The organism is Pseudomonas sp. TUM25319, from assembly GCF_056388475.1.
Genome location: NZ_CM150751.1, coordinates 540,679 through 567,595 on the forward strand (window position 1 = coordinate 540,679; position 26,917 = coordinate 567,595).

A 26,917-nucleotide genomic window follows, 5' to 3' on the forward strand; every position below is an offset into this window, starting at 1 on the left:
GTCAGTGAACCTTCGATGCCTGGCTGAGGTGACGGATGTCGTCCAGCGACAGCACCTGCAGCATGTTCAGGATGATCAGGAATTCCTGTGCCTGCTGCGCCATGCCGGCGATGAAGTCCGAGCGGATCGCCGTGCCGAAGGCCGGTGGCGGCATGATCTGCCGCGGCTCGATCTCCAGCACTTCGTCCACCTCGTCCACCACTAGGCCGATGCGTTGCAGGCCACCGTCCAGCGGCAACTCGATGATGACGATGCAGGTGCGGTTGCCGGGCTCGGTCAGGCTCAGGCCGAAGCGCGCAGCGAGGTCGAGCACCGGCACCACATTGCCGCGCAGGTTGATCACGCCGTGGATGTAGGCGGGCATCATCGGCACGCGGGTGACCTCGGCGTATTCGATGATCTCCCGCACCAGGTCGATGGGCAGCGCGTAGCCGGCATCGCGTACGCGAAAGCTCAGGTGCTGGACGGCGTCGGGTTGCGCCTCAAGTCGTTGGGGCTGGCTCATGGGCACCTCGCTCACGTGAAACTGACGAACTGGCCTTCATCGATCAGGGCCTTCGGGCCTGGTCGTACCGGCGCCGGCAAATCGCCGCCGATGCGCGGCGCTCGGTTCACGACACTGCCTTGTTCGAAGCGGAAATAGCCGATCAGTTCCTGAAGCTGGCTGGCCTGGGCGTTCATTTCCTCGGCGGTGGCCGCCAGTTCTTCGGAGGCCGAGGCGTTCTGCTGGGTGATCTGGTTCATCTGGCCCATGGCGATGTTGATCTGGCCGGCGGCGCTGCTCTGCTCTTGCGAGGCGGCGGTGATCTCCTGGACCAGGTCGGAGGTGCGCTGGATGTTCGGCACGATCTCACCCAGCAGATGCCCGGCCTGTTCGGCCAGTTGCACACTGCTGGAGGCCACCTGGCCGATCTCCTGGGCGGCCACCTGGCTGCGTTCGGCGAGCTTGCGCACTTCGGCGGCGACCACCGCGAAGCCCTTGCCGTGATCGCCGGCACGGGCGGCCTCGATCGCGGCGTTGAGGGCCAGCAGGTTGGTCTGGTAGGCGATGTCGTCGATGATGCCGATCTTCTCGGCGATCTGTTTCATCGCCAGCACCGTGTCGCCTACCGCGCCACCGCCCTGCACCGCGTCATTGGCCGCCTTGCCGGCGATGCCGTCGGTGATCTTGGCGCTTTCGGTGTTCTGCGCGATGGAGGCCGACATCTGCTCCACCGAGGCGCTGGTCTGCTCGACGCTGGCGGCCTGTTCGTTGGCCGCCTGGCTCAGCGACTGCGAGGTGGAACTGACCTGCTCGGACGCCGACGACAGCGCGTCGGCGGAGCTGCGCACGTCACCGAGGATGCTGCGCAGGCGTTCGGTCATGTTCTGCATGGCGGTCAGCAACTGGCCGGTCTCGTCCTTGCGGCCGATGTGCAGGTCCTGGCTGAGGTCGCCGGAAGCCATGCGGTCGGCCGCCTGCACGGCGCCGGACAGCGGCCGGGTGATGCTGCGGGTGACCAGCACGCCGATCAGCATGCCCAGCAGGGTCGCGGCCGCCACCAGGATGATCATCTGGGTGCGCGAGCTTTCGGCAATCGCAGTGATCGCCGCGTTGGCCTCGCCGGCGCGGGCCTGCTTGGCGTCGCTGGCGATGCCCAGCAGACGATCGACTTCGTTGGCGGCGGCGGTGTTGCGCGGCATCAGTTCCAGGGCCGCATTCATGGTCTGCAGCTCGCCGGACTGGCGGTGCGCATTGAGCACCAGGTTGGCGGCAGTGATGTACTCCTGCAGCGGCGCCTCGATGGCTTCGACCTGGGCCTTGCCGTCGCGGCTCAGGAAGAACTCCTTGGAGCGGGTCAGCAGTTCGCGGGTCTTGTCCATGGCGGTGCGGGCGACGCCGGCGGACTCGTCGCGGGCCTCGGCGGTGGTGGCCATCAGGCTGGCGCGCACTGCGCGGTTGGCCAGCAGCAACTGGATGTTGGCTTCCTGCAAGGTCGAGAGGCCGGTGACATCGACGTCGAACATGCGGTCGGACAGGTCGTTGACCTGGTTCAGGTTGCGGATGCCGATGAAGCCGATGATCGCGGTCAGCGCGACCACCAGCAGAAAGCCCAGGGTCAGGCGCACGCCTATCTTCATGTTGCTGATCAGTTGCATGGGGACTCTCCAAGAGGGGCCGTGACGAGGCGCGGTTCGCTCTAGGCACGCTGCTGCAAGTGGCGGAACAGGCTGGGTATATCGAGGATCAGCGCGACCTGGCCGGAGCCGAGAATGGTCGAGCCGCTGATGCCGGACAGGTGCTGGAACATCTGCCCGAGGGGTTTGATCACGGTCTGCAGTTCACCCAGCAACTGTTCGACGATCAGCCCGGCCTGTTGCCGGCCCTGGCTGACGACGACGATGTTGCGCCGGGCCTTCGGGTCGCCCTGCAGGCCGAAATGCCGGCCCAGATCGACGCTGGGCAGCGGCTTGCCGCGCAGGTTGAGATGGCCGCCGGCATCCAGGGCTTCGGGACGCTCTTCCATGCATTCGGTGACCATGTCCAGCGGAATCACGAAGTGGTCGCCACCGATGCTGACCAGGAAACCGTCGATGATTGCCAGGGTCAGTGGCAGGCGGATGCGGAAGGTGCAGCCCTGGCCGGGCTGCGACTCGATTTCGATGATGCCGCGCAGCTCGTCGATGGCACTGCGCACCACGTCCATCCCGACACCACGGCCAGAGAGGCTGGACACGGCCTCGGCGGTGGAGAAGCCGGGTTCGAAAATCAGCGCATGGATGTCCTGGTCGCTGAGCGATGCGTCGGCATCGAGCATGCCGCGGGCGATGGCTTTCTCGCGGATGCGTTCGGTGTTGAGGCCGCGACCGTCGTCGCTGACTTCCAGCACGATCATGCCGGAGTCGTGGCAGGCATTGAGGCGCAGGTTGCCCTGCTCCGGCTTGCCGGCGGCACGGCGTTCGGCAGGCGATTCGATACCGTGGTCGATGGCGTTGCGCACCAGGTGCACCAGCGGGTCGGCGATGCGGTCGATCAGGGTCTTGTCCAGTTCGGTGTCGCTGCCGCTGAGGCTGAGCTGGATCTGCTTGCCCAGGCCCTGGCTGACGTCGCGCACCACGCGGTGAAAGCGGTTGAAGGTCTCGCCGATCTCCACCATGCGCAGCTTCAGCGCCCGCTCGCGGATCTGTTCGACATGCTGCTGCACCGCCTGGACGCTCTCGATGCAGGCGGTGGATCCGCTGCGCAGCGACTGCATCTGCGCGCCAGCGGTGCTGATCACCAGTTCGCCGACTAGGTTGATCAATTCGTCGAGCTTGTGGGCGGCGACCTTGACCATGCTGCTGCCGTTGCGCGGTTCGGCACTGGCGAGCGGAGCGCTCGTTGCCGTTGCCTGCGGGGTGGGCGCTAACGTTTGCGTCTCGACGGCAACGGTGGGGGCGGGTGCGCTGACAGGCTCCTCCCGAACCTGCAGGCGCAGGGTGTAGAAGCCTTCGGCGAGGGCGAAGACGTCTTCCAGTTCTTCACGGCTGGCGGCGCTGACCAGGGTCAGTTCGAAGCCGAGATAACAGGTTTCGGCGTCCAGGCTGTGCAGGTCGGGTATCGCCCAGTCGAGGGTCTGCAGCGAGGTGATGCGGCCTTGGCGGTCGAGGTAGCGCAGGAAACTGCTGGGCTCGAAGCCGTTGCGCAGCAGTTCGGGATCGAAGCGTACCGAGAGGAACCATTCGTTGATTTCGCCGGCCTGCTGCGAGGGGTCGATGGCGACCGCGGCAGCATCGTCTGGGGCGTTGCCGCCGAGGGCCTGCAGCAGTTCGGCCTGGCGCGGTGTGTGGGGGGCGAGGGTGCCGACCTGCGGGTCGATGCTCTCGACCATGCCGTTGAGTTCATCCATGCACTGGAGCATCAGCGACACCAGCGCCGGATCGAGATCGCGCAGACCATCGCGCACGCCCATCAACTGGTTTTCCAGCTGATGGGCGAGGGACACCAGCGGCTCCAGCGAAAAGATCCCCGCCGAGCCCTTGAGGGTGTGCACCGCGCGAAACAGCGCGTTGATCGCCTCGGCGTCGTCGCTGGCCTGTTCCAGGCGCAGCAGGTTGTCCTCGGCTTCCTTGAGCAGATCGCGGGCCTCTTCCAGAAAGCCTTCGAGCAGTTGGCTCCATTGATCGCTATCGAACATGGCTCAGTCCTCTACCGCGGGGTTCAGGGCGTCCAGGCGCAGCAGCGCGACCACCGCGCGAGCCGAATCGGACAGCGCAACGACCTGGGCACCGCCGGTCAGGGTCTTCTGCAGCGACAGCAGCACCTGAAGGCCGGCGCTGTCGAGTTCTTCCAGGTTGCCGAGGTCCAGGGCCCAGGGCCCCGGGTCCTGCGCCAGCAGCGCGAGCAGGGCCTGACGGGTGTCGGCGGCTTCATACAGGGTCAGGTCGCCCAGCACGCTCAGCCGCGCGGGCTCCCGGTCGGTTGCCGGATGCAGCGTGAGGCTGGCCATCAGCCGATCAGCTTTTCGACCGCCGCCAGCAACTGCTGGGGCTGGAACGGCTTGACCATCCACGCTTTGGCGCCGGCGGCCTGGCCTTCGGCTTTCTTGGCCTGTTCGCTCTCGGTGGTGAGCATCATGATCGGCGTGAAGCGGTATTCGGGCTTGGCCTTCACGGCCTTTACCAAGCCGATGCCGTCGAGGTTGGGCATGTTCACGTCGCTGATGATCAGGTTGATCTTCTGCCCGTTCAGCTTGCTCAGGGCGTCGCGCCCGTCGCTGGCTTCGATGATCTGGTGGCCGGTGCCGTTGAGGCTGATTTTCACCAGTTGGCGCATTGAGGCGGAGTCATCGACGATCAGGATGGTCTTGGCCATGTTCGGGCCCTCGGCAGTTAGAAAAAGGTGACGTCGCTGGCGGTCGCGGCCTGGCTGTGGCCGGTACGCTCCTCGCTGGTGGTGAAGCGCTCGCGCAGGCGGGCAAGCCAGGCCTGGGCGTCATGCAGGCGCTGGTCGCGGCCCTCGATGGCTTCGAGCAGTTGCAGCAGGTCGGTCTGAAGGTGATCGAGCATCTGGTCGGCGCGGTCCTGGAACTGCAGCGCCACCATCACCGCGTGGATATCGCCCTGGGTCGAGCGGGCGTTGTCCTGCAGGTTGCGCGAGGCGGCGTCGAGTTCGTCGAGGTTGCCGGACAGGCCGTCGATGACCTCGCCCAGAACGTCTTCGAGGCGGGCCAGGTTGTGCTGTTCTTCGTGGCTCAGGTCGTTGGCGGCTTCGATGCTGGACTGGATCGCTTGGTTGATCTCGCCGACCTTGGCGTCCATCGACTGGCCGGTTTCGGCGGACAGGCGCGAAAGCTTGCGCACCTCGTCTGCGACCACCGCGAAGCCGCGACCGAACTCGCCGGCGCGGGCTGCCTCGATGGCGGCATTGAGGGCCAGCAGGTTGGTCTGGCTGGCGATTTCCTGAACGTGACGCGCCATCTGCTGCAACTCGCCGGTGTAGCCGCCGAGGTGACCGATGGTGCCGAGGAATTCCTGCTGGCGCTGGCTCCCGGCGGCGAAGGCTTCGGTGACCTGGCGCAGGCGCTGGTTGGCCTGGCGCAGGTTTTCGCCGAGGCCGCCGCTGGTCAGCACGTCCTCGCTCTGGTCGAGGCTGGCTTGCAGGCGCTGGCTGATGTCGGTGAAGCGGGTGAGCAGGCCGCCGATGTTGTCAGCGAGCAGTCGACGGCTCTGTTGCAGGCTGTCGCTCCAGTGTGGCAGCACGGTGGGCAGCAGGCGTTCGAGGGCATGGGGTGGTGGTTCGATGGCGGGGGCGGCGTCGAAGGCAAGGGAGGGGGCTGCAGAGGGCTTGCGCGGGCCCCAGACGGCGGCGCACAGGGCGATCAGCAGCAGGCCGGCGAGATTCAGCCAGGGCTGTTCGAAGAACAGGCCGCAGGCACTGAGGACAATCCCGATCCCGATTCCCAAGTACATCCGCATTCCCTTACGCCTACTGATCCTTTGATGGCGTGGGATCTTAGCGGTAGTGATTTGACGTCAAAATCGGGACGCCCCTTAAGCCGACCGGCCGGTCACAAAACTACCGCGACAAAACAGTACGGGAGTTGGCTGATCGAGTGGACAGGAATGTGGGCTGAAACGCTTTATGGGCAGCGCACCGGCAGGATCCGGTGTGGCTTAGGTGATGGCGGGGAGTCTAGGTGTATGGCGTAAGGCAAAAGTGTGATGGCTTTTCGCTTGATAAGCCAATGGTGCAGGGAGTGTGGGGGCTTTCCCGCATCCCGCTCTCGGGGAGAGCGGAATGCGGGGGGCGGGGCCTGTCAGTGGCGCCAGTGACGCTTGTGCTTGCGGTGGCCGTAGTGATGGCCACGGTCGTGAACATAGCGGCGGTCGTAGCCGCGGCCGCGGTCGTTGTAACGACGGTCGTCTTCGTCGGCCTTGTTGCCCATGTAGTTGCCCAGCGCGCCACCTGCGCCACCGCCGGCGGCGGCGCCGATCAGGCTGCCGGTGTTGCCGCCCATGCTGCGGCCGACCACGTTGCCGCCGGCCGCGCCCAGGGCGCCGCCGATGGCCGCTTCGCCGCGGCTGCGCTTGTCGGCGCCGACCGCACTACCGGCTGCACCGCCGAGGCCCGCGCCGATCGCTGAACCGGTGCTGCCACCGATGGACTGACCGACCACGGAACCCAATACCCCACCCAGTGCGCCGCCGATACCGGCTTCGGTGGTGCCGCCTGCGCTGGCAACGCCACTGAGCAGGCTGAGGGACAACAGCAGAATCGAGGAGTACTTCATACGAGAGCCTCAAAGGGATGACGCGGCGATCCTGCGTCCCTCGGGGCATGGCTGACAATGTAAATCCGACGAGTAACACGAGTGCAGCACATATTTCCAAGTTGTTGTTTTTACTCTGAAACTTATCGTGTTTTCGACGGTCTTACGCTACTTGAACGGGGCCCTGACAGTGATGTCAGGGCCTTTTTTGTGGGTAGTTGAAGGCTTGCGATTTTGTGGGAGTCCGCCCGCCGCCCCGGCGCCGCGCTGTCGCGCAGCAAACATGAAGCGTACGACGCCAGTTACGCGGTGCCGCTTACATCTAAAGACAAAAGGCGGTTGGCCCGATAGGGCCAACCGCCTTTTGCTTTGTTAGGTTCAGTACGCGCGGGACAGAGACCGTAACCAGCACTGGTGTGTGCCAGCACACCCGAGTGGGAGAGTGGTCCGCCACGGTATCGGCGTGAAGTCCCTGTCGGCATCAGCTGAAAAATCAGCTGTGACCACGTATGAGAGAGTGAACCCCTTTCGCCACCGTGTGCCCCGCGCGCCCCTTATCCTGCGAGGATTGACCATGGCACGCAAGCCCTCCAAGCAACACCTCACCCTTGTCCACACCGACTGTGCCGGGATTGATATCGGCAGCCGGGAGCACTTCGTTGCAGTTGATGACAGGCATGACAAGCCCGTCCGCAAGTTCGCGACCTTCACTGACGACCTTCATAAGCTTGCCGACTGGCTGGAGAGCTTGAATATCAAGGTCGTAGCCATGGAGTCGACAGGCGTTTACTGGATCCCCATTTACGAAATCCTCGATGCGCGAGGTTTTGATGTTCGTCTCGTCAATGCACGGTCAACCCGACAGATTACAGGCCGTAAGTCTGACGTGATGGATTGCCAATGGATCTTGCAGTTGATGTCTTATGGGCTCCTGCGCAGTGCTTTCCGACCCGATGACCTGACATGTGTCGCGCGATCCTTGTTCAGGCAGCGAAGTCACAAGGTTCGTGATCAAGCGAAGACCCTGAACCGGATCCAGAAAGCCTTGGCCCAGATGAATATTCAACTGGCCAATGTCATCAGCGACATTTCCGGCGTCACTGGGATGAAAATCCTGCGTGCTATCAATAAGGGTGAGCGCGATCCGTACGTACTCGCCAGCTTGAGCGACCCACGCATCAAGGCAAGCCAGGAAACCATAGCGCGTAGCTTGCTCGGCAATTGGCGCAAGGAGCACCTGACGGCATTGAAGCTGGAGTTGGCGCTTTACGACTTTCTGGAAAAACAGATCGCCGAATGCGACGAAGCTATTGTCGAGGTGATAGACCAGATGCCGGTATTGGATGTTTCCCCACCCAAGCCCCCTGAATTCAACACATAAGTGCAACGCTCACCCCTGTATGCACTTCGTACGGCGTCTTCCAGCCCAAGCGCTTGCGCGGGCGTAGATTGATCCTCGCTACTGTCCGATTGACGGCTTCGACGGTCAGCTTGCTGAAGTCGCTGCCCTTGGGGAAATACTGGCGGAGCAGACCGTTGGTGTTTTCATTGGTGCCACGTTGCCAGGATGAATAGGGGTCTGCAAAAAAGACCTGGCACTGGCTCCGTAGCGCGATGCGTTCATGCCCGGCAAACTCCCTTCCGTTATCCAGCGTCAGCGTGTGAGCGGCATGGCCCTGAAGCATCAGATTGATCGCCCGCGTTACCTGCCGGCGCGTTCTGCGCTTGACCGGATAGGCGCTCAGATAGCCGCTTTTGCGATCAACCAGGGTCACCAGGTTACCGCCCAGTCCATGTACCGTATCGCCCTCCCAGTCCCCCAGGCGCTCGCGGCTTTCGACCTCGGCTGGGCGTTCACTGATTGACACGCGATTACGCAGCTGCCCGCGCCGATCGTGGCTTCCATAGCGTTTCCGGTAGCGCTTTCGGCGATGTCGCAGATAGGTATAAAGCTCACCACCGGCGCGCTGTTCGGCGGCAATGAACCGATAAATCCACTCATGGCTGACCGCCCGGCTTGGCTGCTCCTGCTTCAACCGCTGGGCGATCTGCTCCGGACTCATGCCATGCTTGAGCCACACCGGGAGATGATGGCTGAGCCATGTCGCCGGCTTGCAAAACTTGCGCGCACCCGCTCGACGAGCATCACTTTCATGGGCCGCAGAAACAGCCTTGTAGATATTCTGGGTGCTGTTGCGGCGAACCTCGCGACTGATCGTCGAGGGATGCACGCCGACCCGCTTTGCAATGCTCGCCTGGCTCTCTGCGGCGCTCAAGCCAGCCTCAATCTGGTAACGTTGTCCCTGAGTCAGCTGCCGGTAATGCGTAGTCATCTGCGCTTGAATCCTTCGGTGTGAGAGCCTGGATTCTACCGGTGGCTGGCTCTCTGCCTCTCGTTTCAAGCGTTGCGCTTATTCTATGAATTCAGGCCCCAAAAGACTTTGCGTAGCCCGCATCGCACAGCGGCACAGCAAACTCAATTGCATCAAGCACTATGCCGGGTGATGGGCGTGGATCTGACCGCCATTCCGACCATTGGTGTCGACACTGCGCTAGTCATTGCCAGTGAAGTCGGCGCTGATCTTTCCCGCTTCCCGTCGTCACAGCACTTTTGTTCCTGGCTCGGCCTTGCTCCGCCTACGCGCATATCGGGCGGAAAATCCTTATCCGGCGCTGGACCCAAGATTCACAACCATGCGGGGCAAGCCTTGAAGCAAGCCGCTTCAAACGCACGAAACGACAAAGGGTTTATCGGCGCTTCGCACAGAGCAAGGCTGACGCGCATGGATACGAGCTGTGCGATCAACGCAACGGCGCATCAGCTCGCACGACTGATCTACTTGATGCTGACCAAAAAGAAGGCCTATGTGGAGCAAGGGCTGGCTGAATTCGAAGCCAGAAGCCAGGATCGCCAGCTCCGGGCTTTGCAACGCAAAGCCCGGAAATTGGGATTGCAGCTGGTCGCGGCTTGATTTTTATGATTAAAAATCAATGGGTTGGGATTTGTTTGATGAGAGTCCGCCCGTCGCCTCGGCGCCGCGCTGTCGCGCAGCAAACAGGATGCGTATGACTTTAGATCTGTATTGACATCGAGATTTTGAAAAGCATTCGGCGACTGATCCGGGTAGGTCAGTCGCCGAATGCTTTGCTATGTTTCCCAATGCGCGGGATAGAGGCCGTAACCAGCACTGGTGTGCAGTTTGCTCCCGAATGAGAGAGTGGCCCAAATGGCATCGGCGTGTAGTCCCTGTCGGCACAGCTTGCTGTGACCACGTATAGAAGAGTGAATACTTCGCCGCCATCGACCCGCGCACCTGTTTTTTCGTTAGAAAAAACAGTGGGTTATCTTTTGTTTGATAGAAGCGGCTTCAGCCGCGATCGGCGGCGCAGCCGTCGTAAAGCCTGAATCCCCGATCTGACTGATACACCCGGGATACCGGTTTTGGGGCCGCGTTGCGGCCCTTCGCGGATGAATCCGCTCCCAGAGGATCGCAAGTGATCCGGCCCCATGCAGCGATGAGGCCAGAAAGAGTGTCAGATGATCCGCGCCTCTGCGCTGGCCCGCTGCAACTGGATCGCCACGAACTTTGAGGTCGGCGTGTGGCTGCCATCGCCCACGCTCTCCAGCGGCACCAGCGGGTTCACTTCCGGGTAGTACGCCGCTGCCTGGCCCGCAGGGATGTCGAATGCCAGCAGGGTGAAGCTCTTGACCCGACGCTCCAGCCCGTCGCCCCACAGCGAGACGATATCGGCCTTGTCGCCCGGGTTGAAGCCCAGGCGAATGATGTCGGCCTCGTTGGCGAACAGCACGTTGCGCTGGCCGCGTACCCCACGATAGCGATCGTCCAGGCCATAGATGGTGGTGTTGTACTGATCGTGCGAACGCATCGACTGCATGATCAGGTCCGGCATCTGGCCGCTGGCGCGCACGCCTTCGTGCAGCAGGTCGTCCGGCAGGCGGTTGGCCTTGAAGTTGGCCTTGCCGCTGGCGGTCTTCCAGATGCGCTGGCCGGCGTTGTTGCCCAGGTAGAAGCCACCCGGGTGGTTCAGGCGCTCGTTGAACCGGTCGAAGCCGGGGATGGTGTGGCTGATCAGGTCACGGATGCGGCCGTAGTCGGCGATCAGCCAGTTCCAGTCCACCGGGTGCGCACCCAGGGTTGCGGCGGCGATCCCGGCGACCACTGCCGGCTCCGAGCGCATCTGCCGTGACAGCGGCTTCAACTGGCCGTTGGAGGAGTGGACCATGCTGAACGAGTCTTCCACGGTCACCGCCTGCGGGCCTTCGCCCTGCAGGTCGATGTCGGTACGGCCCAGGCACGGCAGGATCAGCGCTTCCTTGCCGTGGATCAGATGGCTGCGGTTGAGCTTGGTGCTGATCTGCACGGTGAGGTCGCAACTGCGCAGGGCCTTGGCTGTGCGCTCGGTATCCGGCGTTGCCTGGGCGAAGTTGCCGCCCAGCCCGATGAACACCTTCGCCCGGCCTTCGAGCATGGCGTGGATCGCCTCGACGGTGTTGTGGCCGTTATGGCGCGGCACGGTGAAGCCGAAATGCCGCTCCAGCGAGTCCAGCAACGCCACCGGCGGACGCTCGTTGATGCCCATGGTGCGGTCGCCCTGCACGTTGCTGTGGCCGCGCACCGGGCACAGGCCGGCGCCCGGCTGGCCGAGGTTGCCGCGCAGCAGCATGAGGTTGGCGATTTCCTGGATGGTCGCCACCGAATGGCGGTGCTGGGTAATGCCCATGGCCCAGCACATGATCACTTTCTTCGCCCGCACGTACATGCGCGCGGCCTGTTCGATATCGGCCAGCGGCAGGCCCGACTGCGATTCGATCTGCTCCCACGAAGTGGCGTCCACCACTGCCAGGTAGTCATCCACGGTAGCGGTGTGCTCGGCGATGAAGGCGTGGTCGAACACCGGCTCGCCGCCGTTGGCCTGGGCGTCGCGTTCCCATTGCAGGAGGAACTTGGCCATGCCGCGCATCATCGCCATGTCGCCGCCCAGGGCCGGGCGGAAATAGGCGGTGTTGGTCGGGCGGTCGCCGTTGGTGAGCATTTCGATCGGGTGCTGCGGATGCTGGAAGCGTTCCAGGCCGCGCTCCTTGAGCGGGTTGATGCAGACCACCTGGGCACCGCGTTTCACCGCCTCGCGCAGCGGTTCAAGCATGCGCGGGTGGTTGGTGCCGGGGTTCTGGCCCCAGACGAACAGCGCATCGGCGTGTTCGAAGTCGTCGAAGGTGACCGTGCCCTTGCCCACGCCGACGCTCTGGCCCAGGGCCACACCGCTGGCCTCGTGGCACATGTTCGAGCAATCGGGGAAGTTGTTGGTGCCGTAGGCGCGGACGAACAGTTGATACAGGTACGCCGCCTCGTTGCTGGCCCGGCCCGAGGTGTAGAACTCGGCCTGGTCGGGGCTTTCCAGCGCCTTGAGGTGGCGGGCGATGGTGGCGAAGGCATCGTCCCAGGCAATCGGCTTGTAGCGGTCACTGGACGGGTCGTAGACCATCGGCTCGGTCAGCCGACCCTGGTATTCGAGCCAGTAGTCGCTCTGGTCCAGCAGTGCCGAAACGCTGTGGCGGGCAAAGAACGCCGGATCGACGCGGCGCTTGGTCGCTTCCCAGTTCACCGCCTTGGCGCCGTTCTCGCAGAACTTGACCATGCCGTGCTCGGGCGAGTCGCCCCAGGCGCAGCCGGGGCAGTCGAAGCCGCCGTTCTGGTTGGTCTTGAGCAGGGCGCGGATGTTCTTCAGCGCGTTGTCGCTGCCGATCCACGCCTGCGCCACGCTGCGCAGCGCGCCCCAGCCACCGGCGGCGCCGTTGTAGGGCTTGTAGCGGGGAACGGGTTTCTGGTCGGCTTGATGATGCAGGCTCACGATCGATTCTCCCGTGCCGGGCTGAACACCCGTGGCGCACTGTGCTGAGGCAGGTGGATAAGGTTGAGGTTGTGACGGCGTGCCCATTGCAGCGCCAGGCCCGTCGGCGAGGACAAACTCACCAGGGTCTGAATGCCGGCGCGCAGGACTTTCTGGATCAGTTCCAGGCTGCAGCGGCTGGTGACCACGGCGAGGCCGCCAGTGGTGTCGATGCGCTGGCGCAGCAGGGCGCCGATCAGCTTGTCGAGGGCGTTGTGCCGGCCGATGTCTTCACGGCCCAGCAGCAGCTCGCCCTGGGCGTTCATGAACAGCGCTGCATGCACGGCGCCGCAGTGCTGGCCCAGCGGCTGGAAGGCGCTGATGCGCTGGCGCAGGCCGGCCAGCCATTCGGCAGGCGGCAGCGGCGCGCCGGGCAGCACCTTCAGGTCAGGCAGGGCCTGTTCCACGGCTTCGACGCCGCACAGGCCGCAGCCGCTGGTGCCGGCCATCTGCCGGCGCTGGGTCTTGAGGTTCCAGAAGGCGCGGCTGGCGATTTCCACCTGCGCATGCAAGGCCGAACCGCTGCCGGCCAGCTTCACGTCATAGATGTCGTCGATGTTTTCGACGATGCCGCTGCCGATGCTGAACCCGACCACGAAGTCGTCCAGATCGGTTGGGCTGACCAGCATCACGGCCTGGCTGATGCCGTTGTAGGCAATGGCCAGGGCCACCTCTTCGGCGAGGTCGGCACTGGCGGGGAGGTTGTCTTCGAGCTGGCTGTAGTCGTAGCGCACGCTGGCTGCCGGTGCTTGCAGCGGCGTCGAGGCCGCGCAGACCGGGGGTTTGCTGCTCATTATTGGATACCCGCAGGCTAATCAGTCTTAAGCCTAGGCCCGTGCTCGGGTATCGTCTAATCGCTTGTGCCGATGCCTCGATAGAGGCCGTCGATCAACGTTCGTCCAGCAGTTGCCGGTATTCGGCCAGGCAGGCTTCGGCCAGCGCTGATCGCGGTGCGGTGCGACGCATGATCAGGCCCAGTGGGGCGAGGGTGCTGGCCTGTTCGATGGCGTGCAGGCGCAGCGAGCCAGTCACCGCATCCAGTCCGGTGCCCAGCGGCATGACTGCGCAGCACAGCCCGCCATGCACGGCCTGGATCAACTGATGGACGGCATCGGTCTGCAGCAGCAGGCGCGGCGTGAGCCCGCGGCTGTGGAAGTTGTGGTCCACCGACTGGCGAAAATGCATGCCGGCGGTGAGCAGGCCCAGGGGCAGTTCGGCAAGTGCCTCCCAGTGCAGCGCCTGGTCGGCGAAGTGGAAGTGCGCCGGGTCGTACAGCAGGCCCATGCGCGACTCGCCCAGGGGCAGCGCTTCGAAGCGGTCGTGGTCGAGCTTTTCCAGGTAGGACAGGCCCATGTCCAGGCGATTGCTGGTGAGCTGTTCGAGGATCTGTTCGGAACTAAGGGCACTGAGTTCGAAGCACAGGTCCGGGTGCTGGCGATGCAGGCGTTGCAGCAGCGGCAGCGGATCGAAGCTCGACAGCGGCACCATGCCCAGGCGCAAGGTCCCGGCCAGGTGCCCGCGGCAAGCGGCGGCTTCGGCCTGCAGGCCGTCGTAGGCGGCCAGTACCGAGCGTGCCCAGGCCAGCACCCGTTCGCCCTGTGCGGTGAAACCTTCGAAGCGCTGGCCGCGATTGACCAGTTCCAGCCCCAGCTCCCGCTCCAGGTTGCGCAGGCGCATCGACAGGGTCGGCTGGGTCACGTGGCAAAGCGCGGCGGCCTGGCCGAAGTGGCGGGTTTCGTCCAGGGCGATGAGGAATTTCAGTTGTTTGATGTCCATCGTCGTCTCGGAGGCTGGCGAGCGGGGCATTCTAACCTGTCCTAGACTTTGGGCTCCGAGATTCCTTTATCAGGGAGAGTGTCATGAGTCTGTTCAGTTTCGTGAAAGAAGCGGGAGAAAAACTCATCGATCTGCTGACGCCCGGCAATGCCAATGCCAGTGAGCAGCTCAAGGATCACGTCGCCAAGGTGGGGCTCGGCAACCCCAATGTGCATACCACGGTGGACGGTGACAAGGTCACGGTCACGGGTGAGGTGAGCAGCCAGGAAGAGAAGGAAAAGATTCTTCTGGCCCTGGGGAATATCGCGGGTGTGGCGACGGTGGATGACCAGATCACGGTGACTGGCCCGGTGGTTGCGGCCGCACGCTTTGTGGTGGTCAAGAAAGGCGACACGCTGAGTGCCATTTCCCTCAGCGTTTACGGCAACGCCAACCAGTACAACAAGATCTTCGAGGCCAACAAACCGCTGTTGAGCCATCCGGACAAGATCTATCCGGGGCAGACCCTACGCATTCCGGAGTAACGCCATCGCCGGCAACGCCGGCTCCCACAAGGGGCGGTGGTGTACACAAAACCTGTGGGAGCTGGCGTTGCCAGCGATGAGGCCGGATCAGCTCTTACAGCCCTTCCAGTAGAACCCGGTAGTCTTCCTGTGCCGCGAATTCCTCGGTATCGCGCGCAGGCTGGCGGCTGTCCGGCTGGCGCACGGCGAGCAGGTGGGCGACGCCGAAGGTGCGGGCGCTGCGCAGGATGGCCAGGGTGTCGTCGATGAACAGGCTGCGCGCCGGGTCGAACCCGGTGTCGGCCTGCAAGGCGCTCCAGAACTGCTGGTTTTCCTTGGGAAAACCGTAGTCGTGGGAACTGATCAGGCGTTCGAAGTAGGGCGCCAGCGCCACTCGTTCCAGTTTCAGCGACAGCGAATCGCGGTGCGCGTTGGTGATCAGGATCACCCGCTTGCCGGCGTTGCGGATCGCCGCCAGGAAGGTGTCGGCGTCCGGGCGCAGGGCGATCAGGTTGGCGGTTTCCTGCTTCAGTTCGCGGATCGGCAGCTTCAGCTCCGCCGTCCAGAAGTCCAGGCAGTACCAGTTCAGGGAGCCGGCGTTGCGCTCGAACAGCGGCTGGATTTCCAGCTCCGCCATGGCCCGGCTGATGCCGTGGTGCTCGGCGTAGCGCTGGGGCAGCAGTTCCATCCAGAAGTGGTTGTCGTAGTGCAGGTCGAGCAGGGTGCCGTCCATGTCCAGCAGGACGGTGTCGATGTCGCGCCAGGCAAGGGCAGGCATGTGAAAGATTCTCGTTCGGTCAGGCTGTCGTGGGCGGTATAGTAACCCGTTACCGCCAAGGAGCCGCCCCCTCATGCGCCAGAAACCCACTGTCCTTTCCCGCGAGATCGTCGCCAGCAGCCGCCTGTTCCGTGTCGAAGCCGTAGAATTGCGCTTCTCCAACGGTACCGAGCGCACCTATGAACGGCTGGTGGGGCGCGGCAACGGCTACGGCGCGGTGATGATCGTGGCGATGCTCGACAGCGAGCACGCGGTGCTGGTGGAGGAATACTGCGGCGGCACCGACGAATACGAGCTGTCGCTGCCCAAGGGCCTGATCGAGCCAGGCGAGGACGTGCTGGCGGCCGCCAACCGCGAGTTGAAGGAAGAAGCCGGCTTCGGCGCTCGCCAGCTCGAGCACCTCACCGAGCTGTCGTTGTCGCCTGGCTACATGAGCCAGAAAATCCAGGTGGTGCTCGCCACCGACCTCTATGAAGAACATCTGCCGGGCGACGAGCCGGAGCCGATGCGCGTTGATCGCGTGAGCCTGCGCGAGCTGTCGGCCCTGGCCCAGCATCCGCAGTTCTCCGAAGGTCGGGCGCTGGCGGCGCTGTACCTGGTGCGGGACCTGCTGACCCAGCGCGGAGTTTTCCCTGTATGACCGATCTTGAACTGATTTCCCAGGTGGTGGCGCTGGCCCGTGGTGCCGGCGCGGCAATCCTGCCGTTCTGGCGCGCTGATGTGGCCGTCACCAGCAAGGCCGATGAATCCCCGGTGACCGCGGCCGACCTGGCTGCCCACAAGGTCATCGTCGAGGGCCTGCTGGCGCTGGCACCACAGATCCCGGTGCTGTCCGAAGAAGATTGCGATATCACCCTCGAAGAGCGGCAAGGCTGGCAGCGCTGGTGGTTGGTGGACCCGCTGGATGGCACCAAGGAGTTCATTGCCGGTACCGAAGAATTCACCGTCAACATCGCGTTGATCGAGCAGGGGCGCGTGGTGTTCGGTGTGGTGGCGATGCCGGTCAATGGCCGGTGCTACTACGGCGGCCTGGGGCTCGGCGCCTGGTGCGCGGACGCCGATGGCGTGGCGCAGCCGATCCAGGTACGCCTGGCGCCGCCGGCCGGCGAGTCCTTCACCGTGGTTGCCAGTCGCCGTCATTCCAGCCCGCAGCAGGAGCGGCTGCTGGCCGGTCTCGGTGAGGCGGTGGGTGAGCTGGAGCTGGCGAATATCGGCAGCTCGCTGAAGTTCTGCCTACTGGCCGAAGGCGCCGCCGATTGCTACCCGCGACTGGCACCGACTTCGCAGTGGGATACCGCTGCCGCCCAAGGCGTGCTGGAAGGCGCGGGCGGCGAAGTGCTCGGCCTGGACGGCGAGCCGTTCGTCTATCCGCCCCGCGAATCGCTGCTCAATCCCTTCTTCCTCGCCCTGCCTGCGGCGGCGCCATGGCGAGGCAAGCTGCTGGCGCTCGCCTCAGCGATGTAGCACGTACTGCCCGTCGAATTCCACGGCGGGCGCTTCGCCGTTTTCGTTGAATACCCGGGTGTGCAAGCTCAGCCGCGCCCGGCCATAGCGGTGGTAGGTGCTGACGAAACGGTTCCAGACCTTCTCTTCCGGCGCTTCGCACACGGCGGTTGCCGCACCGGTCACCGGCAGCGGGTAGGTGATCCGGCCTTCCTGAATGACGATATGCCCGTCATCGATCCCCGCCTCGCGCAGGCGCAGGTGCAGCCAGCCCCAGCCCACCAGCACCGCGCCGCAGTACAGGCTGCCGCCGAACATGGTGCTCTTGTGGTTGACGTTGGCGTCCAGCGGCAGTTGCAGGCGCAGGCGCTGCTGCTGCCAGTCGAGCACGGTCAGGCCCATGTCGCGGGTCAGCGGGATGTCCTGGTGCAGGACGTCCTGCAGGTACTGGCTGTCGCGGCTCATCAGCGGTTTTCCTCCAGGTCGTCGCTGGCGCTGGCCCCGGCGAAGTTCAGGCCGTGCTTGCGCAACTTGTCGTGCAGGGTCTTGCGCGGAATGCCGAGGGCTTCGGCGAGGCTGCGCAGGGAGCTGTGGGTACGGCCCAGCTCGGCCGCAATCAGCGAGCGCTCGAAGTGCTCGACCTGCTCGCTCAGATTGCCGCTGGCTGGCGGCAGCTCTTGAGGCGCCGGGCTGCTGTCGGGCTGGCCGTCGAGGGCCAGTTCCAGCCCCAGGGCGAAGCGCTCGGCGGCGTTCTGCAGTTCGCGCACGTTGCCTGGCCAGGTGTGGCGCAGCAGCATCGCCCGCTGCGCCGGTTGCAGGCTGTGGGGCGGCAGGCCGTGGCGTTCGCTGGCGGCGTCGGCGAAGTGCTGGAACAGCACCAGCACATCGTCGCCGCGCTCGCGCAGTGGCGGAATGCGCAGCGGCGCGACGTTGAGGCGGTAATACAGGTCGGCGCGGAAACGCCCCTGGTCGGCGGCCTGGCGCAGGTCTTCCTTGGTCGCGGCGATGACGCGGATATCCAGCGGAATCTGCTGGTTGCCGCCGAGGCGTTCGAGCACCCGCTCCTGCAGCATGCGCAGCAGTTTGACCTGCACGTCGAGGCTCATGCTCTCGATCTCGTCGAGGAACAGCGTGCCGCCGTTGGCGAACTCGAACTTGCCGATGCGACGTTTCTGCGCGCCGGTGAACGCACCGGGCTCATGGCCGAACAGCTCGCTTTCCACCACCGATTCGGCCAGGGCGCCGGCGTTGATCGCCACGAACGGGCCGTTGCGCCGGCCCGACAGGTCGTGCAGGGCTCGGGCCACCACTTCCTTGCCAGCGCCGGTCTCGCCAAGGATCAGTACGTCGGCGCGGGTCGCGGCGAGGGCGCCGATCTGCTCGCGCAGGCGCAGGATCTGCGGCGACTGGCCAACCAGCCGGCCGCTCAGCTCCTGCCGGTCACTCAGGGCCAGGCGCAGGCTGCGGTTGTCCAGCACCAGGCGGCGCAGGGCCAGGGCGCGGCGCACGCTGTCGAGCAGGGCATCGCTGGCGAAAGGCTTTTCCAGGAAGTCATAGGCACCGGCGCGCATGGCCTGCACCGCCAGCGGCACGTCGCCGTGACCGGTGATCAGCAGCACTGGCAGGTCCGGGTCCTGGCCGTGCAATTGCTCCAGCAGTTGCAGGCCGTCGATGCCGGGCATGCGGATATCGCTGACCACCACGCCCGGCCAGTCGGCCTCGATGCACCCGGCCAGGCCCTGGGCATCGCTCAACGCCAGGACGCGCAGGCCGGCGAGGTCGAGGGTCTGGCTCAGGGCCTGGCGCAGATGCGGGTCGTCGTCCACCAGGATTACCTGGATGCGGCTGTCGATCAGCGTCTCGGTGGTCATGCCGAGGAGTCCTCCGAAGTCTGAAGATTGGCGCCGGGCTTGGCCACGCGCAGTTGCAGGGTCAGCAGTGCGCCACCCTCGGGATGGTTGGCCAGCAGCAGTTCGCCGCCGAGTGCGCGCATCAGCGTGTCGCAGATCGCCAGGCCCAGTCCGAGGCCCTGGGTACGGGTCTTGGTGGTGAAAAACGGTTCGCGGGCGTGAGCCAGGGCCTGGCTGGTGAAGCCCGGGCCGTTGTCGCGAATCGTCAGGTAGACGTAGTCTTCGCGGCGTTCGGCACTTATCCATAGTTTGCGCGGGTTGGCCTTTTCGGTCAGTGCGTCGAGGGCGTTGGCCAGCAGGTTGCCGAGCACCTGGCGCAAGCGGGTTTCCCCGGCCTGGACCCAGAAGGTGGCTTCCGGCAAATCGCGAACCAGCTCCACCGCCATGGCCCGACGGCGCTTGGCCAGCAAGGCCAGGGCGTCATCCAGTGCCGGCTGCAGCGCCACGCTTTCTGGCGCATGACGGTCGCGGCGGGCGAAGGCGCGCAGGTGGGCGATGATCGAGGCCATGCGCCCGGTCAATTCGTTGATCAGCTTGAGGTTGCCGCGGGCGTCGTCGATGCGCTGGTGATCGAGCAGAATCTCGGCGTTCTCGGCATAGCTGCGAATTGCCGCCAGCGGCTGGTTGAGCTCGTGGCTGATGCTCGCCGACATGGTGCCGAGCACCGACAGCTTGCCAGCCTGAACCAGTTCGTCCTGGGCGCGGGCGGCCTCTTGCTGAGCGTGTTCGCGTTCCAGCACTTCGTTTTTCAGCCGGCTGTTGAGGCCTTCGAGGTCGGCGGTCCGTTCGGCCACGCGCTTTTCCAGGTCGTGGCGGGCGCGGGCTTCGAAGTCGATGCGGTCCATGTAGTGGCGACGCCGCTGCATCACCAGTCCGACCAGCAGCATCACCACCAGCAGTGTGGCGCCGCCGACCGCCATCACCGTACTCACCGAGCGATCCACCAGCACCCGGGGGGCGAGGATGTTCACTTCCCAGCCGGTTTCTTCAATGGCCTGGGTCTGGATCAGCCAGGCCTGGCGATTGAGGTTCAGCGGCTTGGGTTCCTGGGTCGGGTAGGGCTGGATTGCGGTAATCGCCTGGCGTTCTTCATCGGTCAGCGGACGCGTGGCGCGGAAGCGCCAGTCCGGACGCGAGGTCAGCACCACCACGCCGTTGCTGTCGGTCAGCAGCAGTTGCTCCGGGCTTTTGCCCCACAGGGTTTCGGTGTGGTCCAGGTCGATCTTGACCACCAGCACGCCGATCACTTCGTTGCCTTGCCACACGGGGGCGCCGAAGAAGTAGCCGCGCTTGGCCGAAGTCGTGCCCTGGCCGAAGAAACGCCCCAGGCGTCCGGCGGTGGCTTCGCTGAAATAGGGGCGGAAGGAGAAGTTGCGGCCGATGAAGCTGTCTTTCTTGTCCCAGTTGGAGGCGGCCAGGGTGTTGCCCTTGGCGTCCATCAGGTAGATGACTTCGGCGCCGGTCTGGGTGCTGATTTCCTTGAGCCGGCGGTTGGCGTTGGTCAGGTATTCCAGGCGCAACGGGTCGGCCAGCGCGTCGCGCAGGGTTGGCAAGTCGCCGAGGATCTGCGGCAGGGTTTCGTAGCGGTGCAGGGTGCCCAGCAGGTTGGCGACGTAGAGGTCGAGGGTCTGGCGGTTCTGGCTGGCCAGCTCCTGCTGGTAATAGTGCTCGGCCAGGTGTTTGAGCGGCCACAGCAGTGGCGCCAGACACAGTGCCAGGAGGGCCAGGCTGCGCCAGCGGGGACGACGGGGAATACTGGGGGTCATGGTCATCGCGGAAAATGCGCCAGAAAGGTCTGGCGCATTATGCGCTACTTCAGGCAGTCGATCAGCGCCTGGTGCCAGTCGGGCTGGCTGACGTTCCATTCGCGTTGCAGACGGCTGCAGTCCAGGCGCGAGTTCAACGGCCGACGAGCCGGTGTCGGGTACTCGCTGGATGCGATCGGCAACAGGTTGGCGCAGGGCTTGCCCTGGGCCTTGAGCTGCTCGCCGATGGCCTGGGCGAAGCCGAACCACGAGGTTTCACCCTGCGCGGTCAGGTGATAGACGCCCCAGGCACCGGCGTTGCCGGCCTGCCAGTGCTGGATCAGCTGGCGCGTGCTGTCGGCGATGGTGCCGGCCCAGGTTGGCGCGCCGATCTGGTCGGCCACCACGCGCAATTCCGGCTTTTCCTGCAGCAGGCGCTGCATGGTCAGCAGGAAGTTGCGACCGTGGGTCGAGTAGACCCAACTGGTGCGCAGGATCAGATGCTGCCCGCCCACTGCGGCGATCGCCTGTTCACCGGCCAGCTTGCTCTGGCCGTAGACGCCCAGCGGGTTGGTGGCATCGTCTTCGCTGTAGGCGCCGGCCTTGCTGCCATCGAACACGTAGTCGGTGGAGTAGTGGATCAGCGGGATGCCCAGGCGCTTGGCCTCTTCGGCGAAGACACCGGGCGCCGTGGCGTTGATCGCGAAGGCCAGCTCCGGCTCGCTCTCGGCCTGGTCCACCGCCGTGTGCGCGGCGGCGTTGATGATCAGGTCGGGCGCGATGGCGCGCACCTTCTCGGCGATGCCTTCAGGGTGCGCCAGGTCGAGCTGGTCGCGGCCCAGGACGTGCAGGTGCGCCAGGTCGCCCAGGCGGGCCTGCAGCTCGCGGGAGACCTGGCCCTGATGACCGCTGACGAGGACCTTCAGGGTCATTGACGCTCACCGGCCAGGGTGTAGAGGTACTGGCCGTACCCCGTCTTGCCGAATGCCTTGGCCCGAACCAGCAGTTGCTCGCGATCGATCCAGCCATGGTCATAGGCGATCTCTTCGAGGCACGCCACTTTCAGGCCCTGGCGGTGTTCGATGGTCTGCACGTACTGCGAGGCCTCCAGCAGGCTGTCGTGGGTACCGGTGTCGAGCCAGGCGAAGCCGCGGCCGAAGCGCTCGACACGCAGGTCGCCGCGGTTCAGGTAGGCATTGTTGACGTCGGTGATCTCCAATTCGCCCCGTGGGGATGGCTTGACGTCCTTGGCGATGCGGACCACATCGTTGTCATAGAAGTACAGGCCGGTGACGGCATAGTGCGACTTTGGCTCGACCGGTTTTTCTTCGATGGACAGTGCGCGACCTTCTTTGTCGAACTCGACCACGCCGAAGCGCTCCGGGTCCTTGACCCAGTAGCCGAACACGGTAGCGCCAGAAGGTTGCTTGATCGCGCGCAGCAACTGCTCGCTGAAGCGTTGGCCGTGGAAGATGTTGTCGCCGAGGATCAGGCACACCGGGTCGTTGCCGATGAACTCTTCACCAATCAGGAACGCCTGGGCCAGACCATCCGGGGACGGCTGTTCGGCGTAGCTGATCTCGATGCCGAACTGGCTGCCGTCACCCAGCAACTGGCGGTATTGCGGCAGGTCCTGCGGGGTGGAGATCAGCAGGATTTCACGGATGCCGGCGAGCATCAGTACCGAGATCGGGTAGTAGATCATCGGTTTGTCGTAGATCGGCAGCAGTTGCTTGGAAACGCCGAGAGTGATGGGGTGCAGGCGGGTGCCGGAGCCACCTGCCAGAACGATACCTTTGGTCATGCGATCAGATCCTTGATGTCGGAGGTGCCCAGGCGCTGCCCTTGATAGCTGCCATCCTGTACGTGGCGGCACCACTCCAGGTTATCCAGGTACCACTGGACGGTTTTGCGCAGGCCGGTTTCGAAGGTTTCTTCAGGAACCCAGCCCAGTTCACGTTCGATCTTGCTGGCGTCGATGGCGTAGCGCTGATCGTGGCCGGGGCGGTCCTGGACGTAAGTGATCAGGTCGGCGTAGTTGGCCACGCCTTCAGGACGCTGTGGCGCCAGCTCTTCGAGCAGCGCGCAGATGCCGCGCACCACGTCGATGTTCTTCTGCTCGTTGTGGCCACCGATGTTGTAGGTCTCGCCGACCTTGCCCTCGGTCACCACCTTGAACAGGGCACGGGCGTGGTCTTCGACGAACAGCCAGTCGCGCACCTGCAGGCCGTTGCCATACACCGGCAGCGACTTGCCCGCGAGGGCATTGAGGATGACCAGCGGGATCAGTTTTTCCGGGAAGTGGAACGGGCCGTAGTTGTTCGAGCAGTTGGTCAGCAGCACCGGCAGGCCGTAGGTACGTTGCCAGGCCCGGACCAGGTGGTCGGAAGCAGCCTTGCTCGCCGAGTAGGGCGAGCTGGGCGCGTACGGGGTGGTTTCGGTGAACAGGTCGTCGACGCCGTGAAGGTCGCCGTACACTTCGTCGGTGGAGATGTGGTGGAAGCGGAAGGCTTCACGCTCGCCGGCCGGCAGCTTCGTCCAATAGGCGCGAGTCGCTTCCAGCAGGCTGTAAGTCCCGACGATGTTGGTCTGGATGAAGTCGGACGGGCCGTCGATGGAGCGGTCGACGTGGGATTCGGCGGCCAGGTGCATGATGGCATGGGGCTGGAAGCGCTCGAGGATCGCACTGACGGTCGGCTGGTCGGCGATGTCCGCCTGCACGAACTCGTAGCGGGTGTTGGTCGCGATGCTGGTCAACGACTCCAGATTCCCGGCGTAGGTCAACTTGTCGAGGTTGAGTACTTCGTGATCGGTGTTATTGATCAGGTGGCGAACCAGCGCCGAGCCAATGAAGCCGGCTCCGCCGGTGATGAGAATTCGCATGTCGGGCTTCTTCCATAACTGACATTGAGCAAAAAGGTGCATAGCTTGTGTGCACGCGCGAGCAGGTGCAAGCAGATTGCGCCGGATAACCGTTTTGTGACGGTTTATGCAACGTAATCAGCACAAATTGTGCGGAATTTTAATCACCCTACTTGCGTAATGGCAGTGCAGATGGCGATATAACCGCAAAAGAACCGAGGTCCCCGTCATGCCCCTCAGCACCCTGATCCATCGTGCCAGCCAGCCTTCACCCACCCTCAGCGAGCAGCAGGCTCGCGCGTTGCTCAATCAGCACTATGGCTTCGACGGCACATTGCAGGCGCTGGGCAGCCAGCAGGACCTCAACTTCCGTCTCGACAGCCCGCAGGGGCGCTATGTGCTGAAGGTGTGCCATGGCAGCTACTCGGCGGTCGAGCTGGAGGCGCAGCATGCGGCCCTGCGCTGGCTGCGCGAGCGTGGCGTGCCGGTGCCGGCGGTGCGCGTGTCGGTGTCGGGCGAGCAACTGCTGGCGCTGGATATCGATGGGCAACCCATTCGCGCCCGCCTGCTGGACTATATCGACGGCCAGACCCTGACCCGGCTCAAGCACATGGAGCCACGGCTGATGGCCGAGCTGGGCGCGCTCTGTGCCCGGGTCGATCAGGCGCTGGCCGACTTCACCCATCCCGGCCTCGAACGCACCCTGCAGTGGGACCCGCAACACGCCCAGGCATTGATTACCCACCTGCTGCCAGTGCTCGCCGAAAGCCCGCGCAAGGTCCGCGTCCAGACCGCCGCCGCCCAGGCGCAGCAAGCCCTGGCGCCGCTGCTGGATCAACTGCCGCAGCAAGCCGTGCACCTCGACATCACCGACGACAATGCGGTCTGGCAGCGCGACGCCGAACGCCAGTGGCAACTGCAGGGCGTGATCGACTTCGGCGACCTGTTGCGCACCTGGCGCATTGCCGATCTGTCGGTGACCTGCGCCGCCTTGCTGCACCACGCCGAAGGCGATCCGCTGCGCATTCTGCCTGCCGTCGCCGCCTATCACGCCCTCAACCCGCTGACTGAAGCCGAATTGCGCGCATTGTGGCCGCTGATCGTGGCCCGTGCGGCGGTACTGGTGCTCAGTGGCGAGCAGCAGGTGAGCATCGACCCGGACAATCATTACAGCCGCGCCAACCTTGCGCACGAATGGGAAATCTTCGAGGTCGCCGACAGCGTGCCGTTTGCCTTGATGGAGGCGGCGATTCTTCAGGCGGCGGGCATCGTGCCGCAAGTCCCGGATCTGTCGGCCTGCGGCCCACTGGTACCCGCCGTGGAAGGGCAGGCGGTGGCGCGGGTCGATCTGGGTGTGCTCAGCGAGCATTTCAGCGCCGGCAACTGGGAGCAGCCTGGGATCGACCGGCAACTGCTGCGCCAGCACCCGGCGCCGGCGACGACGCTATACGGCCAGTACCGGTTGTCCCGCACCCACATCGACAACCCGGCGGAGCCCGAGACGTTCGCGTTGCAGGTTGAAGTGCACCTGCTGCCGGGGATCGATGTGCTGGCGCCGTTCACTGGCGTCTGGCACGCCGACGGCGCGAACGGCGGTTGCCTGCAGGGCGAGCGAATCAGTGTGTGGCTGTCGGGTGTGGAAGGCACGCCGGGTGACGGCCGCACGCTCGAAGGCGGGCAGATCCTCGGTCAGACGGGCGGGCACCTGAGGGTACAGCTGTGCCGTGTCGCAGGCCTGCGCCCGCCGGCGTTCGTGGTGCCGTCCCGCGCCGAGGCCTGGCGTGTGCTGTGCCCGTCTCCGGCGGTGCTGCTCGGCTTCGACTGCGAGGCCGAACCGCTGAGCGATGCACAGGCCTTGCTGCAGCGCCGCGACGCCAGTTTCGCCCGCTCGCAGAAGCACTATTACGAGCAGCCGCCGCAGATCGAGCGCGGCTGGCGCAATTACCTGATCGACCTGCAGGGCCGCTCCTACCTGGACATGCTCAACAACGTCGCCACCCTCGGCCACGGCCATCCACGGATGGTCAGCGAGGCGGCGCGGCAATGGTCGCTGCTCAACACCAACTCGCGCTTCCATTACGCGGCCATCGCCGAATTCTCCGAGCGCCTGCTGGCGCTGGCGCCCGAGGGCATGGACCGGGTGTTCCTGGTCAACAGCGGCACCGAGGCCAACGACCTGGCGATCCGCCTGGCCTGGGCCTACAGCGGCGGGCGCGACATGCTCAGCGTGCTGGAGGCGTATCACGGCTGGTCGGTGGCCGCCGACGCGGTGTCCACCTCCATCGCCGATAACCCGCAGGCCCTGGAGAGCCGGCCGGAGTGGGTGCACCCGGTGACTGCGCCCAACACCTTCCGCGGCAAGTACCGCGGCAGCGACACCACTGCCGACTATGTCCGCGACGTCGATGCCACCCTGGCCAAAGTGGACGCTACTGGCCGCCAGCTCGCCGGTTTCATCTGCGAGCCGGTGTACGGCAACGCTGGCGGTATCCCGCTGCCGCCGGGTTATCTGGAGCAGGTCTACGGCCGCGTGCGCGAGCGCGGCGGCGTGTGCATAGCCGATGAGGTGCAGGTCGGCTACGGGCGTATGGGCGAATTCTTCTGGGGCTTCGAAGAGCAGGGCGTGGTGCCGGACATCATCACCATGGCCAAGGGCATGGGCAACGGCCAGCCGCTGGGCGCGGTGATCACCCGCCGGGAGATCGCCGAGGCGCTGGAGGCCGAGGGTTACTTCTTCTCCTCCGCCGGCGGCAGCCCGGTCAGTTGCCGGATCGGCATCGCGGTGCTGGACGTCATGGCCGACGAAGGGCTGTGGGACAACACCCGCGATGTCGGCCGCTACTTCAAGGCGCGCTTGCAGGAACTGGTCGATCACTCTCCGCTGGCCGGCGCGGTACACGGCTCCGGTTTCTACCTCGGGCTGGAACTGGTGCGTGATGCACAGACGCTGGAGCCGGCGACCGAAGAGACCATGGCCCTGTGCAACCGCCTGCGCGACCTGGGCATCTTCATGCAGCCGACGGGCGACTTCCTCAATATCCTCAAGATCAAGCCGCCGATGTGCACTACCCGTGCAAGCGTCGACTATTTTGTGGACAGCGTGGCGAAGGTGTTGTCCGAAGCGCTCTAGGGCGTGAGTATCGGGCCGGATAGTTCGATTCTTATCGGCATATCCGGCTTTTTTATACTTGATTAAATTTAAATGTCACTTCTAAAGCAGATATTTATCCGCTATAAAGGCATTTATCGCTGACCAACC

The 26,917-nt window shown here is 64.6% G+C and carries 22 protein-coding genes and 2 pseudogenes; 6 read left to right on the forward strand and 18 right to left on the reverse strand.

The window, feature by feature from the left end; all coding sequences use genetic code 11:
• Nucleotide 1: 1 nt before the first annotated feature.
• From AC05QJ_RS02560 to AC05QJ_RS02590, 7 genes are all read right to left on the reverse strand, one after another.
• On the reverse strand, nt 2–505 hold the full coding sequence (locus tag AC05QJ_RS02560) for a chemotaxis protein CheW (protein WP_476745439.1): 504 nt from the start codon (nt 503–505) through the stop codon (nt 2–4).
• 11 nt (nt 506–516) lie between these two features.
• Entirely contained in the window at nt 517–2,139 is a 1,623-nt protein-coding gene (locus AC05QJ_RS02565; protein WP_476745440.1) for a methyl-accepting chemotaxis protein, read from the reverse strand.
• A gap of 41 nt (nt 2,140–2,180) precedes the next feature.
• Entirely contained in the window at nt 2,181–4,157 is a 1,977-nt protein-coding gene (locus tag AC05QJ_RS02570; protein WP_476745441.1) for a chemotaxis protein CheA, read from the reverse strand.
• A gap of 3 nt (nt 4,158–4,160) precedes the next feature.
• The gene (locus AC05QJ_RS02575) at nt 4,161–4,469 is read right to left on the reverse strand and encodes an STAS domain-containing protein (RefSeq protein WP_476745442.1); all 309 of its coding nucleotides are present in this window, start codon (nt 4,467–4,469) and stop codon (nt 4,161–4,163) included.
• Nucleotides 4,469–4,834, reverse strand: coding sequence for a response regulator (locus AC05QJ_RS02580; RefSeq protein WP_476745443.1), 366 nt, complete (start codon nt 4,832–4,834; stop codon nt 4,469–4,471). The genes AC05QJ_RS02575 and AC05QJ_RS02580 overlap by 1 nt, the downstream gene beginning before the upstream one ends.
• Nucleotides 4,835–4,851: 17 nt before the next feature.
• Nucleotides 4,852–5,937: a methyl-accepting chemotaxis protein gene (locus AC05QJ_RS02585; RefSeq protein ID WP_476745444.1), complete on the reverse strand. Its 1,086-nt coding sequence runs from the start codon at nt 5,935–5,937 to the stop codon at nt 4,852–4,854.
• Between the two features lie 341 nt (nt 5,938–6,278).
• Nucleotides 6,279–6,752 (reverse strand): glycine zipper domain-containing protein, encoded by a 474-nt coding sequence (locus tag AC05QJ_RS02590; RefSeq protein WP_476745445.1) that lies wholly within the window; start codon nt 6,750–6,752, stop codon nt 6,279–6,281.
• 553 nt (nt 6,753–7,305) lie between these two features.
• On the opposite strand from AC05QJ_RS02590, the pseudogene AC05QJ_RS02595 reads away from it, so the two are divergent.
• Nucleotides 7,306–8,085 (forward strand): annotated as a pseudogene (locus AC05QJ_RS02595) (IS110 family RNA-guided transposase); the annotation flags it as partial.
• A 16-nt stretch (nt 8,086–8,101) separates the two neighbouring features.
• Here AC05QJ_RS02595 and AC05QJ_RS02600 read toward each other — a convergent pair.
• Nucleotides 8,102–9,064, reverse strand: coding sequence for an IS30-like element ISPpu17 family transposase (locus AC05QJ_RS02600; protein WP_004577240.1), 963 nt, complete (start codon nt 9,062–9,064; stop codon nt 8,102–8,104).
• Between the two features lie 99 nt (nt 9,065–9,163).
• Between AC05QJ_RS02600 and AC05QJ_RS02605 the strand changes: the two are divergent.
• Nucleotides 9,164–9,703 (forward strand): annotated as a pseudogene (locus AC05QJ_RS02605) (transposase); the annotation flags it as partial.
• Between the two features lie 562 nt (nt 9,704–10,265).
• On the opposite strand, the gene AC05QJ_RS02610 reads toward AC05QJ_RS02605, so the two are convergent.
• From AC05QJ_RS02610 to AC05QJ_RS02620, 3 genes are all read right to left on the reverse strand, one after another.
• Entirely contained in the window at nt 10,266–12,602 is a 2,337-nt protein-coding gene (locus tag AC05QJ_RS02610; RefSeq protein WP_476745446.1) for an FdhF/YdeP family oxidoreductase, read from the reverse strand.
• Nucleotides 12,599–13,435 (reverse strand): formate dehydrogenase accessory sulfurtransferase FdhD, encoded by an 837-nt coding sequence (fdhD, locus tag AC05QJ_RS02615; protein WP_476745447.1) that lies wholly within the window; start codon nt 13,433–13,435, stop codon nt 12,599–12,601. Before fdhD ends, AC05QJ_RS02610 begins: the two co-directional genes overlap by 4 nt.
• A 94-nt stretch (nt 13,436–13,529) precedes the next feature.
• Entirely contained in the window at nt 13,530–14,417 is an 888-nt protein-coding gene (locus AC05QJ_RS02620) for a LysR family transcriptional regulator (protein WP_476745448.1), read from the reverse strand.
• 83 nt (nt 14,418–14,500) lie between these two features.
• On the opposite strand from AC05QJ_RS02620, the gene lysM reads away from it, so the two are divergent.
• Nucleotides 14,501–14,941, forward strand: coding sequence for a peptidoglycan-binding protein LysM (gene lysM, locus AC05QJ_RS02625; RefSeq protein WP_476745449.1), 441 nt, complete (start codon nt 14,501–14,503; stop codon nt 14,939–14,941).
• 94 nt (nt 14,942–15,035) lie between these two features.
• Here lysM and yrfG read toward each other — a convergent pair whose 3' ends face one another.
• The gene (yrfG, locus tag AC05QJ_RS02630) at nt 15,036–15,698 is read right to left on the reverse strand and encodes a GMP/IMP nucleotidase (protein WP_476745450.1); all 663 of its coding nucleotides are present in this window, start codon (nt 15,696–15,698) and stop codon (nt 15,036–15,038) included.
• 73 nt (nt 15,699–15,771) lie between these two features.
• Here yrfG and nudE point away from each other — a divergent pair, with 73 nt between their 5' ends.
• Together nudE and cysQ are read left to right on the forward strand one after the other, a co-directional pair.
• Entirely contained in the window at nt 15,772–16,338 is a 567-nt protein-coding gene (gene nudE / locus AC05QJ_RS02635) for an ADP compounds hydrolase NudE (RefSeq protein WP_476745451.1), read from the forward strand.
• Nucleotides 16,335–17,162 carry a 3'(2'),5'-bisphosphate nucleotidase CysQ gene (gene cysQ / locus AC05QJ_RS02640; RefSeq protein ID WP_476745452.1) on the forward strand — a complete coding sequence of 276 codons (828 nt, stop codon included), beginning with the start codon at nt 16,335–16,337 and terminating at the stop codon, nt 17,160–17,162. Before nudE ends, cysQ begins: the two co-directional genes overlap by 4 nt.
• Here the strand turns inward: cysQ and AC05QJ_RS02645 are convergent.
• Genes AC05QJ_RS02645 through rfbB form a run of 6 tightly spaced genes read right to left on the reverse strand, consistent with a single transcriptional unit; the run spans nt 17,151 to nt 23,679 of the window.
• Entirely contained in the window at nt 17,151–17,606 is a 456-nt protein-coding gene (locus AC05QJ_RS02645) for a YiiD C-terminal domain-containing protein (RefSeq protein ID WP_476745453.1), read from the reverse strand. The genes cysQ and AC05QJ_RS02645 overlap by 12 nt on opposite strands.
• Nucleotides 17,606–19,012, reverse strand: a complete 1,407-nt coding sequence (locus AC05QJ_RS02650; RefSeq protein WP_476745454.1) for a sigma-54-dependent transcriptional regulator — start codon at nt 19,010–19,012, stop codon at nt 17,606–17,608. Before AC05QJ_RS02650 ends, AC05QJ_RS02645 begins: the two co-directional genes overlap by 1 nt.
• A complete protein-coding gene (locus AC05QJ_RS02655) occupies nt 19,009–20,823 on the reverse strand; it encodes a sensor histidine kinase (RefSeq protein WP_476745455.1) in 1,815 nt (604 codons plus the stop codon). Before AC05QJ_RS02655 ends, AC05QJ_RS02650 begins: the two co-directional genes overlap by 4 nt.
• A gap of 38 nt (nt 20,824–20,861) precedes the next feature.
• The gene (gene rfbD / locus AC05QJ_RS02660) at nt 20,862–21,728 is read right to left on the reverse strand and encodes a dTDP-4-dehydrorhamnose reductase (protein ID WP_476745456.1); all 867 of its coding nucleotides are present in this window, start codon (nt 21,726–21,728) and stop codon (nt 20,862–20,864) included.
• Entirely contained in the window at nt 21,725–22,600 is an 876-nt protein-coding gene (gene rfbA, locus AC05QJ_RS02665; RefSeq protein ID WP_476745457.1) for a glucose-1-phosphate thymidylyltransferase RfbA, read from the reverse strand. The genes rfbD and rfbA overlap by 4 nt, the downstream gene beginning before the upstream one ends.
• On the reverse strand, nt 22,597–23,679 hold the full coding sequence (gene rfbB / locus AC05QJ_RS02670) for a dTDP-glucose 4,6-dehydratase (RefSeq protein ID WP_476745458.1): 1,083 nt from the start codon (nt 23,677–23,679) through the stop codon (nt 22,597–22,599). The genes rfbA and rfbB overlap by 4 nt, the downstream gene beginning before the upstream one ends.
• A 208-nt stretch (nt 23,680–23,887) precedes the next feature.
• On the opposite strand from rfbB, the gene AC05QJ_RS02675 reads away from it, so the two are divergent.
• A complete protein-coding gene (locus AC05QJ_RS02675; protein WP_476745459.1) occupies nt 23,888–26,788 on the forward strand; it encodes an aminotransferase in 2,901 nt (966 codons plus the stop codon).
• Nucleotides 26,789–26,917: the final 129 nt, after the last annotated feature.